Annotated in this window: 11 protein-coding genes; 10 read left to right on the forward strand and 1 reads right to left on the reverse strand. The window is 44.4% G+C overall.

Translation table 11 applies throughout. The annotated features are described in order from the left end of the window. Positions 1-73 precede the first annotated feature (73 nt). The 3 genes from GK108_RS00670 (at position 74) to GK108_RS00680 (ending at position 3,673) form a co-directional block, all read left to right on the forward strand. Positions 74-1,552, forward strand: a complete 1,479-nt coding sequence (locus GK108_RS00670) for a complex I subunit 4 family protein (protein WP_163941283.1) — start codon at positions 74-76, stop codon at positions 1,550-1,552. A 75-nt stretch (positions 1,553-1,627) separates the two neighbouring features. After that, complete coding sequence (locus tag GK108_RS00675) at positions 1,628-3,031, forward strand: NADH-quinone oxidoreductase subunit N (protein WP_163941286.1); 1,404 nt, start codon at positions 1,628-1,630, stop codon at positions 3,029-3,031. A 135-nt stretch (positions 3,032-3,166) separates the two neighbouring features. Next, positions 3,167-3,673, forward strand: a complete 507-nt coding sequence (locus GK108_RS00680; RefSeq protein WP_163941289.1) for a GtrA family protein — start codon at positions 3,167-3,169, stop codon at positions 3,671-3,673. A gap of 127 nt (positions 3,674-3,800) precedes the next feature. On the opposite strand, the gene GK108_RS00685 is transcribed toward GK108_RS00680, so the two are convergent. Beyond that, on the reverse strand, positions 3,801-4,016 hold the full coding sequence (locus GK108_RS00685) for a hypothetical protein (protein WP_163941292.1): 216 nt from the start codon (positions 4,014-4,016) through the stop codon (positions 3,801-3,803). Positions 4,017-4,073: 57 nt separating this feature from the next. Here GK108_RS00685 and GK108_RS00690 point away from each other — a divergent pair, with 57 nt between their 5' ends. The 7 genes from GK108_RS00690 (at position 4,074) to GK108_RS00720 (ending at position 14,574) form a co-directional block, all read left to right on the forward strand. Next, complete coding sequence (locus GK108_RS00690) at positions 4,074-4,688, forward strand: SprT family zinc-dependent metalloprotease (RefSeq protein WP_163941294.1); 615 nt, start codon at positions 4,074-4,076, stop codon at positions 4,686-4,688. Continuing rightward, positions 4,681-8,088, forward strand: a complete 3,408-nt coding sequence (gene porU, locus GK108_RS00695) for a type IX secretion system sortase PorU (protein WP_317166466.1) — start codon at positions 4,681-4,683, stop codon at positions 8,086-8,088. The genes GK108_RS00690 and porU overlap by 8 nt, the downstream gene beginning before the upstream one ends. Before the next feature lie 112 nt (positions 8,089-8,200). Continuing rightward, positions 8,201-9,445, forward strand: a complete 1,245-nt coding sequence (gene porV, locus GK108_RS00700) for a type IX secretion system outer membrane channel protein PorV (protein ID WP_163941300.1) — start codon at positions 8,201-8,203, stop codon at positions 9,443-9,445. A gap of 72 nt (positions 9,446-9,517) precedes the next feature. After that, positions 9,518-10,798, forward strand: a complete 1,281-nt coding sequence (locus GK108_RS00705) for a M16 family metallopeptidase (RefSeq protein ID WP_163943696.1) — start codon at positions 9,518-9,520, stop codon at positions 10,796-10,798. A gap of 160 nt (positions 10,799-10,958) precedes the next feature. After that, positions 10,959-11,615: a glycerol-3-phosphate 1-O-acyltransferase PlsY gene (gene plsY / locus GK108_RS00710; RefSeq protein ID WP_163941303.1), complete on the forward strand. Its 657-nt coding sequence runs from the start codon at positions 10,959-10,961 to the stop codon at positions 11,613-11,615. A gap of 131 nt (positions 11,616-11,746) precedes the next feature. Then, a complete protein-coding gene (locus GK108_RS00715) occupies positions 11,747-13,108 on the forward strand; it encodes a dipeptidase (protein ID WP_163941307.1) in 1,362 nt (453 codons plus the stop codon). Positions 13,109-13,179: 71 nt separating this feature from the next. Further along, entirely contained in the window at positions 13,180-14,574 is a 1,395-nt protein-coding gene (locus GK108_RS00720; RefSeq protein ID WP_163941309.1) for a DUF1207 domain-containing protein, read from the forward strand. Positions 14,575-14,643: the final 69 nt, after the last annotated feature.

Consider the following 14,643-nt stretch of genomic DNA (forward strand, 5'->3'; position numbering starts at 1 on the left):
TGCCGTAGAATTTGCTTTGCTACGTAACAAAAAACGAAACTGCACGGATTAACCCGTGAAAACTTGTTTTACAATGCTTACACTTTTTCTAATTCTTTACCCTGCCGCAGCTGCTACGTTGATTCTTCTTTTTCGTGGAGAACGGGTAAAGCAGGCAGCTTTGGTTGCTGCGTTGGTTGAGTTAGCTTTAGCGGGTTACGCATTTTTAGGGTTTCAGCCAGATGCTTCATCGCAATTCGGCTTCGATTATCCCTGGCTTGGCTCATTAGGAATTCGATTCAGCGCAGGAATTGATGGAATTAGTGTTCTGTTGGTGCTATTAACGGGGCTGTTAGTCCCGCTCATTGTTCTGTCTACATTCAATCGGAACTACGAACGTCCAAGTACGTTCTATGCGCTGATGCTGTATATGCAGGCAGCCTTAGTTGGCGTGTTTACTGCGCGTGATGGCTTCCTGTTCTATCTGTTTTTTGAAGCAGCCTTAATTCCTATTTATTTTCTGGCTGCCATGTGGGGCGGAGAGAATCGTATTGCTGTTACGTTTAAATTCTTTGTTTATACCATTTTCGGTAGTTTGTTTATGCTGGTAGCGCTGGTCTACTTATACTACCAGACTCCGCCAACGGCTATAGCTCCTCATTCCGCAGCAATAGAAGATTTTTATAAACTCAAATTAACCGCTGAAGCACAAAATTGGATTTTCTGGGCCTTCTTCATCGCATTTGCTATTAAGATGCCAGTATTTCCATTTCATACCTGGCAGCCTGATACCTACGTAGAGTCGCCTACACCGGCTACGATGCTGCTGGCTGGGATTATGCTGAAGATGGGCGTATACGGTCTGATCCGGTTCATTTTGCCGATTGCTCCGCTAGGAGTTGGAACCTGGGGGAAAACGGCTGTTATCCTGTCTGTTATTGGTATTATTTACGGGTCAATCATCGCTATTCGTCAGCGAGATATGAAGCGTCTGATCGCCTATTCATCTTTTTCTCACGTTGGATTGATGGCAGCAGGCGTGTTTTCTCAAACCGAAACAGGTCTGCAGGGCGCACTTGTCCAGATGTTGGCTCACGGGATTAACGTAGTTGGTATGTTTTTCGTAGCTGATATTATCTTTTCCCGTACAAACACTCGTCAGTTAGATCAGCTCGGGGGTATAACGAGAACAACGCCCAAACTAACCGTCTTTTTTATGATCATCCTGTTGGGTAGCGTAGCATTACCGCTGACGAATGGGTTTGTGGGTGAGTTCTTATTGCTGCACGGGGTTTTTACATATAACAATTACCTGGGCCTGGCTGCGGGATTCACAATCATATTTGGTGCCGTATATATGTTGCGGATGTTCCAGAAGAGTATGTTTGGTCCCACTTCGTCCCGAACCGAATCCTTTAGCGATTTAACCGCTTCTGAAAGCTGGGTGTTTATATCCTTAGTACTATTTGTATTCTGGATCGGAGTTTACCCACATACATTCCTGAAAGTAACTGAACCAGCTGTTGTCAATCTGATGAAGTATATCGGAACAGCAACAGTATCAATGAAATAAGTTAAATAGGTACGGATAATTAAGTAACGTATTGTTCCTGCTTATTCATACCATCTAATAGTAAGCCGAAAAAATATGCTTCCCATCGTTCTATTGTCGGTTTTTGGTATTGTTCTTCTATTTCTTGGCTTTATGAAGTCCAAGGCGATACTACTGCCAGCTACGTTATTATTTTTAGTGATTACACTGGCTGTTAATTTCCTCGACTGGAACAAATCGTACTTATATTTTAACGATATGCTACGTACCAGCAACCTTTCAATGGTTTTTACGGCCATTGTATTAGGGTCTGCTTTTATGGTTGTGGCCCTATCGAGCCGTTTTATGGAGGAGGAGTCTGCCCAACCTGCCGAATATTACGGATTAATGTTGTTTTCGCTGGTTGGTGCTTTAATGATGATCGGGTTTGAAAACCTGATTATGCTATTTGTTGGCGTAGAGATTCTTTCTGTCGCTATGTACGTATTAACCGGCAGTGATAAGCGAAACCTTCGTTCGAATGAAGCGGCATTGAAATATTTCCTGATGGGGGCTTTTGCAACAGGCATTATGCTGTTTGGGATGGCATTGCTTTATGGAGCAACAGGATCATTTACATTAGCTGGCGTGGGGTCAGGAGCTAATCCTCAACAAGGTATTTCGCTGCTGACTGCCTCTGGAATGCTGATGTTGCTAATCGGACTGTTGTTTAAGGTGTCCGCTGCTCCTTTTCATTTTTGGACACCAGATGTGTATGACGGAGCTCCTACCATATTTACCGCTTTCATGTCTACGGTGGTTAAAACAGCAGGTTTTGCCGCTTTATTCAAATTGCTCTCTGTCTCATTCGCTGGCTTATATCCGTGGTGGTGGACTTTATTAGCTATTATAACCGCTTTGACACTGGTAGCTGGCAATATTACGGCTGTATATCAGAATAGCTTTAAGCGTATGATGGCCTACTCTAGTATTTCTCATGCGGGCTATCTGTTGATTGGTTTAGCTGCACTGGGAACACAAACTAAACAGGCAATTGTGTTTTACTCACTGGCTTATTCGGTGGCCACAATTGCTGCTTTTGGCGTTCTACTGTTAGTGGCCAGGCAGCGAGCTACGCAAACCTTTACCAGTGAGGGTGTAATGAGCGAAAATTTTGACGCTTTTAATGGTCTAGCCCGCCAAAACCCATTATTAGGTTTTGCAATGGCCGTTTCTATGTTGTCATTAGCTGGTATTCCATTAACGGCTGGTTTCTGGGGTAAATTCTACATGTTTTCGACAGCAGTTGAACGGGGGCAGATTTGGTTATTGGTTGTAGCCGTTCTGATGTCAACTGTAGGTATTTACTATTATTTCCGGGTTATCATTGCTATGTATTTCCGCGATGGCGCTACCGAACCTATTCAGGTTGCCCCTTTTTACCGATACGTTTTGCTGGCTGCTACCATTCTAACATTAGGTTTAGGTATTGCTCCAGGATTATTACAGGGCCTGTTTTAATCGTATAGGGTTCGTTCCAATCCGTATCCTAATTAATAAGTTCCGATTACATACGTCTTTGGCATCTAAGTTGTACTTTTGATCTAACGACTTATAAACTAATAAATAACGAAAACGTATTGTTTCGGATAATAAGTGAACGTGAGCAGCATTGATCAGCCAAAACCTAAAGAACTCAAGAATATCTTTTCGTATTTTCTGACGGCTTTGCTGGGAGCGTCTATCAATTTTATTAGTCAGATTTTTTATCGGAGATATTTTGACTACGCTACAAGCGTTCTTTGCGGTTACTTAACGGCTACTGTTCTCACCTTCATTCCAACGAAACGCTACGCATTTTCTGCTGCCGAAACGGGAAATACGGGTCGCGAAGCAATCAAATTCCTGGTAATCGCTCTGGTAGCCTTGATTGTTCAGGTATACGTGTCAAAATATACCCTGGAATGGGTCGCTACTCCCTTGTTTCCCTCAACACCTATGCTTTGGCGAGAAAAAGGATCACATGTGGCAGGTATGGGAATGAGCTTTATGGCTAATTATTTTGGACATAAGTTGCTTACGTTTCGCAGTACCGGTATGTATGATCGAATACGGTCGAAATCGCCGAAAGAAAACGAAGAACAGCCCTTTGATGGCCAGTAGTAATCTTCGAATCTTAATAGTATCAATTGTATTTTTCTATTAACATAGTTGCTCTTTATAAAAATAAAGGGCGGTTATTTGCATTATTTAGAAAAAAGGTATATTTGCTCCCGCAAACTTTAGAATATCACAAAAAGACAATGAAAAAAGTATTCGCTTTATTATTCGTTGGCAGCATGTTAACTTTTGCTGCTTGCCAAAGCAAACCAAAGACTGAAGAAACTACTACAGAATCGACAACGGCAATCTCGACTGATACCACTACGATGGCTACGGATTCGGCTGTAACGACCGTAGATTCAGCTGCAACTGTTGTTGCTGACACCGTGAAGAAATAAGTCATTCGTTTTTCGAATGTAAAAAGCCTTATTTTTATAAGGCTTTTTTTGTTGCTTTAACTTTGACAGACGTTTTTACAACATATTTCCCAGCGGGGGCATCAAATTATTGTCGGCAACTGTGGGAAACCTACAACTTCGATTTCCACATTGTGAAGCCGCGCCGAACTCGGCTGGGTGATTTTCGGGCTTTCCCTTCCGGGAAAACGCAGATTACCGTAAATCAGGATCTTAATCCCTATGCTTTCTTAATTACGTATGTGCATGAAGTGGCTCATGCCGATGTGAACTGTACTTATAAAAAGCGTATTCAGCCCCACGGGAAAGCCTGGCAATCGGCTTTTCAGCGGCTTATGCAGCCATTGCTGGCAGAGCCGATTTTTCCTGAAGAAATAGTAGTACCGTTGCAGCGCTATATGACTAAACCAGCGGCAACAACATATGCCAATCCGGATTTGATGGCGGCATTAAGAAAAGTCGATGTACTGTGGAAAGTAAACACAGATAGTAACGCAATACTTCTTCGCGATGTTATTGAAGGAGAAATGTTTCAATTTGATAAAAAGACATTTATCCGAGGTACGTTACGTCGAACGCGTATCGTTTGTAAGGAAATGTCATCGGGAAAATCTTATGCCATATTGGCTCATGCATGGGTGCAGAAGAGCTGTGACTAATCCATGCCGAATTCTGGGATGCCTAATCTTTTTTAGTTCACTGACGCTGACTATACGCGCTCAGAGCGTTACGTCATCCGTACTGCGTAATGGAACCTGGGTTAAAATAGGCATAAAAGAGTCAGGAGTTTACCGGCTGGATTATGCTTCCCTATCGAAATTAAACGCAAATTTCTCGACTGCCGACCCCCGTCTGTTACGTCTTTACGGCAATGGGAGTGCCGTATTGCCTCAGGCTAATGCGTTGTCGAGAGCAGAAGATTTAAGAGAAAATGCTATTCAGGTACTGGGCGAGGAGGATGGCCGATTTGATCCGGGCGATGCCATACTGCTTTTCGGCGAAAGTCCGCATGTGATACGGTACGATTCCATAAATCAACGTTTTAAACATACTGTCAATCCCTATTCAGACACTACGTATTACTTTCTAACTATTGGTACAAGTCCTGGATTACGAATTACAGAGCGAGCGGCTGGTGTTATGTCTGCAACCGCTACTACTACGTTTCTGGATTATCAGTTTCATGAACAGGATCTATTAAAATTGCCAGCCGTGCGTTCGGGTAGAGAGTGGTTTGGGGAGTACATGACGGCTGATACAATCAGAGATATTGATTTCGACGGGGCAGGATTAGTGGCTAATACGCCTATTCGGTTAATTGGATCGGCAATGGCTGGGGCAAGGTCTCCAACTCAGTTTACACTACAGGTAAATGGTCAATTCGCTGGTTCGTTGCCAATATCGAGTATTTCAGGAGCGGAATACGATTATCAGGGCGCAATGCGGACCGATACCTTTTTAGTAAAATCCACAAATGTTGCCAATTCGTTACGTGTACTGGCAACATTTCAGAAAAGGGGACAATCGTCGGCACAAGGTTATTTAAATTACATCGGTGTTGAGTTTCAGCGCGAACTTCGGCAGTATGATCAGCCAGTATGGGCACGTCGTATGGGAGCCGGGCAGTTGGCTCTCAAACAAGCTACGTCGGGCCTGCGTATTTGGGACGTTTCAAACGCTTATGCGCCAGTTAATCAGCTCTATTCGCTGTCTGCTGACCAGATAGCACGTTGGGGTAGTCAAAAGCATGCCGACTATTTTTTATTTACGGATAATCAGCTAAAGTCCCCGTTATCATTAGCCCTGATTTCGAATCAGAACGTACATAGTTTAACCACGCCTAACTTGCTGATTGTTACGGCTCCAGCTTGGCGTACTCAGGCCGAACGCCTGGCCACTTTCAGACGTGAACATGATCAGCTATCAGTTCAGGTTGTGACAACTCAGGAGGTCTATAACGAATTTGGATCGGGGATACCAGACCCTACGGCCATACGGGATGCTGCCCGCTATTTTTACAAGAAAGAGCCAGGTAAACTGCGTTACTTGTTGCTGATGGGCGATGCTACCTTTGATTATCGGAATATAAGTAACCTGTTAAGCGCATCCCAACTTGCCAATACCATACCTGTTTATGAGAGTTATGAGTCTTTACATCCGGTGCTAAGTTATTCATCCGATGATTACTATGGGTTTATGGATGAACAAGCTGGTGAATGGCCAGAAACACGTGATGGAGACTATAAAATGAATATTGGCATTGGTCGATTGCCTGTCAAGAGTACAGACGAAGCTAAAACAATCGTCGATAAACTAATTCGCTACAGTTCTGATCCAGCATTGGCGGGCGATTGGCAAACACGAGTAATGTTGGTAGGTGATGATGGCGATTTTAATATACATCAGAGCGATGCCAATGAATTAGCAACAATTGTAGAAACTACGGCTCCTGCCTATCGACCTGAGCGCGTTTTTTTAGATGCTTACCCGCAGGAAATAACTGCCAATGGACAAAAATCGCCTATTGTCAATCAGATGATTAACAGAGCAATGGACGATGGACGTTTAATTATTAACTATAGCGGTCATGGAGGAGTAGAAACGCTGGCTGATGAGCAAATTGTTACGCTTCAGGATATATTTTCCTGGAAGAATCACAGACTACCCTTGTTCGTAACAGCGACCTGCCAGTTTGGTCGATACGATGACCCAACCACAAACTCGGGTGCTGAATTAACGTTGCTAAGTCGGCAGGGGGGGGCGATTGGCTTGCTGACAACGACCCGACCTGTTTATGCAAATACGAATCTAGTCTTGAATTCATCGTTTTATAAGGCTGTTTTTACCCCCATCGACAAACAAATGCCAAGATTAGGCGATGTTATTCGGCTTACTAAAAATGCAAGCCTAGTTGGCCCCGTTAACCGGAATTTTGCTCTACTAGGCGACCCTTCCATGCATTTGGCGTATCCTAAGGCGAAAGCGGTGTTGACTCGGATAAATGGTCAACCGGCTTCGAATGGCCGCTTAGATACATTACGAGCTTTGCAGGCGGTAGAGCTTTCGGGTGAAATTCGGGCTGGCGAACAGCAACTAAATAATTTTTCTGGCTTACTTCGATTAACGCTATACGATAAGGCCACCACTCAGACGACACTGGGGACGGAAAGCGCTAAAATGAGCTATCAGGCATATACCAGTACGTTGTTTTCTGGGCAGGTAACTGTCAGGAACGGACAGTTTACAGTACGGTTTGTAATGCCTAAAGATATTGCTTATCCAGTAGGGCGGGCAAAAGTGTACATGTATGCCGTTCGGGCTGATAGCTTATTGGATGCCCTCGGTAGTTACGATAGTCTGCGAGTTGGCGGAAGTTTAGTAACTGATAACCTTGATACAGAACCACCTCTTATGCAATTGTCCGTGGATGGAGGAATGAAACAAGGTGAACAAGTACGGGTGGCCGGCCCAAATGTTACGTTACGTGTTCATGTGTCCGACAATCAGGGGATTAATATTGCCCGTTCGGGACTGGGCCATGAATTAACCGCGCAGTTGGGTAATCAATCGCCTGTGATACTAAACGATACGTATGTGGCTACCGATAGTAACGGGCGTCAGGGAGAGGCTGTGTATACTTTTTCGGGGGTTGCGCCCGGTCAGTATACCGTTAAGGCAAAAGCGTGGGATATTAACAATAATTCAACAGAGGGCACGTTGAGCATAATAGTTTCGAGTAGGCCAGGCTTGCTGCTCAACGTAGTGCAGGCCTATCCAAATCCGATTACTTCCGAAGCGAAGATCGCAGCAGAACACAATCGTTCTGGTGAAGCTCTTGACTGGACATTACAGATTTTTGATCTAAATGGTCGTCTATTCAGCCAACAGCATGGGCAATGTAATAACTGCTCAACTACGCTTGAAGTAGGCTCATGGAATGGACTGGCCGATAATGGGCAGAACCTACCAAATGGAATATATATCTATAGATTACACATTCAATCAACGGCTGATGGATCGGTTGCCGATGGAAGTGGTCGATTAGTTTTGTTGAAATGACGAAGGGTAAAGTATACCCTTTTTTCTAATCCAACGAATCGTTGTAATTTTGACCGTTCAGGGCTGTCCTATTCACCACAACCAGTCGCTGTTGTTGACCAACACACTTTGTATGAAGCGCAATTTCTCCCGTTTTCTTTTCGCTGCCTGTAGTTTTTTTCCTTCTGTCATTTTCGCCCAATCTACGTTATCAGGAGCTAATCTTGGTATTCCAACATCGGCAGTGCCATTTCTGAACTTCACTCCGGATGCACGTTCAGGAGCGTTGGGAGAGGCTGGAGTTGCTCTTGGCGATCCTGATGCAAATGCTCTTTTCTGGAACCCGTCGAAGTTGGTCTTTGCCAAGCAGGATAAAGGGGCTACTATTTCATACACGCCCTGGCTCCGGCAATTGATTGGTGATATGTACTATACTTATTTGGCGGGCTACTCTAAAATCGGTAAAAACTCCGTGATTGGTGGTTCGTTAATGTACTTTGATCTGGGGACGGTTAATTTCACGACGGCAGCCGGTGTGGCCGCTGGAACATTTAACTCGCGAGAATATGCGATCACGGCGTCGTTTTCACAGCGTCTGTCACAAAACTTTTCGCTGGGCGTCGATCTGAAATACCTCAACTCAAACCTGGCTGCCGGGGCTGCCAATGTTGGTTTGAAACCTGGTGGTACGGCAGCCGCAGATATCAGCGCATTTTATCGGAATGAAGCCCGCGATAATGCCACTGGAAAAGGTATTGGCTGGGCATTTGGCGGTATGATTTCGAACCTTGGCGGCCGAATTAGCTACGGTGGGACGCAGCAGTCATACATTTCAACAAATCTACGTTTAGGTACTGCTTTTACGTATTACGCCGATCAGTATAACAAATTCAATATCATAGCTGATGTAAACAAACTGATGGTTCCTACGCCACCAGAATATGCTCGTGATGCTAATGGTAATCTGATTCCGATTGCGGGAAGTAATCCTACAAAATATCAAATCGCCAGAGGTAAAGATCCAGATCGGGGCTACTTCAGTGCTGTTTTTGGCTCATTTGCTGATGCACCAGGTGGTTTCAGTGAAGAACTTAAAGAGTTTACAATCTCTACAGGCGTTGAATACTGGTATAATAATCAATTTGCGGTCCGGGCTGGCTATTTTGGTGAATCAAACACAAAAGGCGGTCGTAAATACTTTACAACGGGTATTGGTTTACGCTTGCAGGATCGATTCGGTGTAGATTTCTCCTACTTATTGCCTGTTAAACAGGGTAATGCACTGGCCAATACGTTCCGTATTTCGTTACTGCTGAATTTCAATGGGTCAAATCCTGTTGGTTCAGACGACGACTCAGCAAACGAAGATTTGGAATAACCGATATATATAAACCATAAACAAGAAATGGCATTTCGGGCTGAGATGCCATTTTCTTTATATAATAATCCCATGGTGCTTGACAGAACCCAATCTCCTGCCTTTCAAACAATTCAGGAAGTACGCCTACCACAAGTTCAGACATTTACTTTAGATAACGGAATTCCGCTTCATTTAATAGCTGTACCTCAACAACCCGTGCTACGTATCGAATGCATATTTGAAGCGGGAACGTGGTATGAGCAAAGTCCTGGTACGTCGTTCTTCGCGTTTAAAATGCTGGCAGAGGGAACTGCCAGTCGTTCATCTGCCCAGATCAGCGAATCATTTGATCGATTCGGTGCTTTTCTGGAATTGAATAGCGGACCTGATCGGGCCAGTATAGTTGTGTATTGTTTGACTAAATTTTTGCCAAACGTACTGCCTGTTCTACGGGAACTACTAACAGAGCCGACATTCCCCGAAAAAGAGCTGGATGATTTACGGAATATTACGTTGCAGAACTTACGCGTCAATTATGAGAAAAATGCTTATCTGGCGGGCGTTCTGTTTCGAGAAAAGTTATTTGGCCCAAACCACCCCTATGGACGTAGTCAGCGACCCGAAGTTATAGAGCAGCTCACCAGAGAACGTATTGTTGAGTTTTATGAGCGAGTTATTCGGGAGCGACCTTTTCAATTGCTACTGGCGGGAGCGGCTTCAGAGAATGAAGTAATCATGATCAATCGAGAGTTGGGTCAGCGCCCGGTTCTCATGGATACACTGCCAATCGTAGGAACAGAAAGTAATGTAGCCGATAGTTTGCCAACGTTGTTGGAAAAGCCGGACAGCATTCAGTCTTCAATACGTCTGGGGCGCCGATTGTTTACGAGATCTCATCCTGATTTTTTCAAAATGCTTGTGACAAATGAGATTCTGGGCGGCTATTTTGGTTCCCGGCTCATGAAAAACATTCGGGAAGAAAAAGGTTTTACGTACGGTATATCCTCTAATATGCCTTCATTTCGACGAGATGGTTATTTCCTGATCGGAACCGACGTCAATAAAGAAAATACACAGCAAACGCTCGACGAAATTCATAAAGAGATCCGTATTCTTCAGCATGAGCCTGTGCCACAGGATGAATTGGAAACAGTGAAAAATTTTATGGCTGGCGAATTTGTGGGCTCGCTAAATACCCCATTTGAAATTGCGGACAGATATAAGGTGGTTTTGCTGGACGGCATGTCTGCTGACTTTCTAACTAGTTATATTGAGCGCCTGCGAGCCGTTACGTCCGACGATATCAGTGCAATTGCCAAACAGTATCTGGCCGAAAGCAGTTTGCAGGAAGTAGTAGTTGGTGGGAAATAGGGCCGTTTAGCAATTAATTGAGCCAATACTTTGTTGTAAAATATATAGAGTTGTTGATTCCGTAACAATAACCTAATTTTGAGGTCACATTCTTTTCTCCCGCCGAGTAACTCTGGTAGCTAGTCCGCTTTGCTAATAACCGTTTACTAAATTTGCGTTAATGAACGTCTTACTAATTAGTATTACCACAATAGTAGCGTATTTGCTTGGTTCCATTCCAACGGCTGTTTGGTATGGACAAGGTTTTTTTGGAATTGATATTCGGCAACATGGCAGTGGGAATGCCGGTGCAACAAACACATTCAGAGTACTAGGCAAACGCGCCGGTACTATAGTAATGCTGGTCGATGTCCTGAAGGGCTATACGGCAGCCATCATGGCCAATCTGCTCTGGTATCTCGATATTATTACGCAAACGGAGATTATGACCTTCGAAATCGTGTTTGGGCTGGTAGCCGTAATTGGGCACCTGTATCCAATTTTTGCTGATTTCAAAGGCGGGAAAGGCGTCGCATCCTTATTAGGAATGGTGTTAGCCATTCATCCTGAAATGGCCTTGGTGTGTATTGGTATATTTCTACTGGTTGTTATTGCATCTCAATACGTTTCGCTTGGCTCTATTCTGGCTGCGTTAGCTTTCCCTATCTTATTGCTATTGCAGGTCTTTGGCCAAAAAGAGAGCCCGTTATTAATTGTCTTTGGCTTTGTTGTTTTTTTGATGGTTGTTTTTACACACCAGAAAAATATTGGACGATTAATGCGAGGTCAGGAAAATCGCACAATTTTGATTCGTCTGCGTAAAAAGCGCGGAGAATAAGAAACCTATTTTGTAACCTATATTTCGCCCCGACGTTGCGTAAAATCTGCGTACCTTCGGGGCGAAATTTTTTATGTGTAAACCCACCGGTGAGTGAAAAACACCGTAACAGTTATACACTTCTATTCGCTATGACTAATTACCTTGAAAGTAACAAAGAGCGCTTTTTAGACGAGCTATTAGCCTTATTACGTATCCCATCCGTATCGGCAGATTCAAAATTTAAGGATGATGTTCGCCGGGCGGCTGAGTTTGTAAAGGAGAAATTGGCGGCTGCTGGTCTGGATAAGGCAAGTTTATATGAGACACCAGGACATCCGGTGGTTTATGCGGAGAAAATCGTAGACCCAAACAAACCAACGGTATTGGTATATGGCCATTACGATGTACAGCCTGCTGATCCTTACGAACTCTGGCACACGCCACCTTTTGAGCCAACGATACGTAACGAACGAATTTATGCTCGTGGTGCCTGCGATGACAAGGGGCAGTTTTATATGCACATAAAGGCTATCGAGACAATGATGGCAACAGATGGGCTACCCTGTAATGTGAAAGTCATGATCGAAGGCGAAGAAGAAGTCGGCTCTGATCATCTGGGTACATTTGTGGCCGAACATCGCGATATGCTGAAAGCAGATGTAATCCTGATTTCAGATACCAGTATCATTTCGAATGAAACACCTTCGCTGGAAATCGGTCTTAGAGGCCTTTCTTACGTAGAAGTTGAGGTTACCGGAGCCAATCGCGATCTGCATTCTGGCGTCTATGGCGGTGCGGTAGCGAACCCGATTAATGTATTGGCCAAGATGATTGCTTCATTGCATGATGATAATGGGCACATTACAATCCCTGGGTTTTACGACAACGTAGTAGAACTGAATGACGACGAGCGTGCAGAACTTGCCAAGGCCCCTTTTAGTCTGGAGGAGTATAAGCAGGACCTGGCCATCAATGACGTTGCCGGGGAAACAGGTTATTCAACCAACGAGCGAACATCAATCCGGCCAACGCTCGATGCCAATGGCATTTGGGGAGGGTATACAGGCGAAGGAGCTAAAACCGTATTACCGTCAAAAGCTTTTGCAAAAATCAGCATGCGTCTGGTTCCTAATCAGACTCCTGATGAAATTACGACATTATTTACGAAGCATTTTACGTCAATTGCGCCTGCTGGCGTAACGGTTAAAGTAACGCCACATCATGGTGGATTGCCTTACGTTACACCGGTAGATTCGGTTGAATTTGAAGCGGCAAGCAAAGCGTTTGAAGATGCCTGGGGGAAAAAGCCAATTCCGACGCGCGGGGGCGGCAGTATTCCGATCGTAGCCTTGTTTGAGCAAGAGCTTGGCGTAAAGTCTATTCTGATGGGGTTTGGCTTAGATAGCGATGCCTTACACTCACCCAACGAGAGTTATGGCTTATTTAATTTCTATAAGGGAATAGAGACTATTCCTTACTTCTACAAAAATTACGCACAACTTAAACGTTAATCAAATGCTGTTTCATTCAGTGGCGCAATCCATCAACATTGCGCTACTGAATGAAAACTTGTTCCTATTCTATGAAGAAATTGCTACTGGTTATCCTACTAGGTATTCAGGTAGGGACATTGGCTTTAGCCCAACAAACGCCTTCTAAAACAACTGCTCCGGCTTCCCGAACATTAACGCCAGCAGAACAGCGGCAGAAGGAGAAAATAGAGCGAGAAGTTCAGCGCGAGCGTCAGATAAGAGCCGAGTGGGCGCAGAAACAGCGGGAGTATGAAGCTAAACAAGCTGAAAAAGAGCGCCAGCGTCAGGCTAAAAAAGCCGAAAAAGAGCGCCAGCAACAGGACAAAGAAGCAGGAAAGAGTTCGACCACTCCAGTAACGCCGGCACCAACACCAGTGCCCGAAAAAGTGTCCCCGCCTGTAACAACACCTGCTGCAGAATCTACGCCCAAAGAGAAAAAACAGAAGCGTAAGAAGGAGGTTGTCCCTGAGCCGACTCCTCCCGCCAAAACCGTAGAAACAGAGCCTACGCCCGTAACGAAACCCGCTACGGAACCTACGCCTGTTGATGCCCCAAAACGTGTTGAAAAAGCACCGAAACCAAAGCGTGAACGCATACCAAAGGTTCAAACGGTTGACTCAGCTGCCAGTGTTTCAGTCACTAGCGAGCCAACAATGGCAAGGCCAAAGCGGGAATTTCTGCCCAAAGGCCATTTGTTTGACCCTATCGTGCTGGATCCGCTCGAAGCGCAAACGTATGGGAGTGTATTGCCATTATATTATACGGAAGGAGAAAAATATAAGGGAAGTATTGTTCCCTTCGCATTTGGGTTCGCCAAACCATTTTATCGGCGTACTACAGAGCCTGGTCGCGCCGAAGAGTGGGTGCTTGATCTGGCTTCTTATACACAATTTGAAGCATTTCATGACGATAAGCTCAATAAGGCCCGTCGGCAAATTATGAATACCGATTACAAGATCAGTATTATTTACAACGTTCGCCGGGGCTTAAACAACTATCGTTTTCGAGTCTATCATATTTCATCGCACTTAGGCGACGATTATATCTATAGAAATCAAATAACGGCTCCTACGCCTAACTCGGTCAATTATGAGCAACTGGATGCAACCTACAGTCGTAACGTAAACAATTGGCGTTTGTATGGTGGAGCTGGTATTACCTTAAGAAAGGCTGAAGAACGAAAATTGTTGAGTGCACAATTAGGTGCTTTTTACAAGAAGCCGTCCGAAAAGGCAACTCGTCTGGTGGGTGGGGTAGATATTAAATTCTGGCAGCAAACCAATTTCCGACCAGGTATTCATGCTGGTGTTGGTTTTGAATTGGGCCGGACTCAAAATAACCTGACCTTTTTATTAGAAGGTTATTCTGGCTTTAGACCTTATAGCCAATACGAAAACCAGCAAACAGCCTGGCTGGGAATTGGCTTGTATCTGAATCCTTTCTGATTTATCAGAACACGATCTGAATCATTCATAAAGAATTGCTAATGGTAAAGTAAACAAGCCTTGTTATGG

It is taken from the genome of Spirosoma terrae (assembly GCF_010435915.1).
Classification (GTDB): domain Bacteria; phylum Bacteroidota; class Bacteroidia; order Cytophagales; family Spirosomataceae; genus Spirosoma; species Spirosoma terrae.

Excerpts from the sequence above, each read along its gene's own strand:
- GK108_RS00670 (WP_163941283.1), top strand. The coding sequence starts at position 74 with ATGCTTACACTTTTTCTAATTCTTTACCCTGCCGCAGCTGCTACGTTG.
- GK108_RS00705 (WP_163943696.1), top strand. The coding sequence starts at position 9,518 with ATGGTGCTTGACAGAACCCAATCTCCTGCCTTTCAAACAATTCAGGAA.
- plsY (WP_163941303.1), top strand. The coding sequence starts at position 10,959 with ATGAACGTCTTACTAATTAGTATTACCACAATAGTAGCGTATTTGCTT.
- GK108_RS00685 (WP_163941292.1), bottom strand. The coding sequence starts at position 4,016 with ATGACTTATTTCTTCACGGTGTCAGCAACAACAGTTGCAGCTGAATCT.
- GK108_RS00675 (WP_163941286.1), top strand. The coding sequence starts at position 1,628 with ATGCTTCCCATCGTTCTATTGTCGGTTTTTGGTATTGTTCTTCTATTT.
- GK108_RS00715 (WP_163941307.1), top strand. The coding sequence starts at position 11,747 with ATGACTAATTACCTTGAAAGTAACAAAGAGCGCTTTTTAGACGAGCTA.
- GK108_RS00720 (WP_163941309.1), top strand. The coding sequence starts at position 13,180 with ATGAAGAAATTGCTACTGGTTATCCTACTAGGTATTCAGGTAGGGACA.
- porV (WP_163941300.1), top strand. The coding sequence starts at position 8,201 with ATGAAGCGCAATTTCTCCCGTTTTCTTTTCGCTGCCTGTAGTTTTTTT.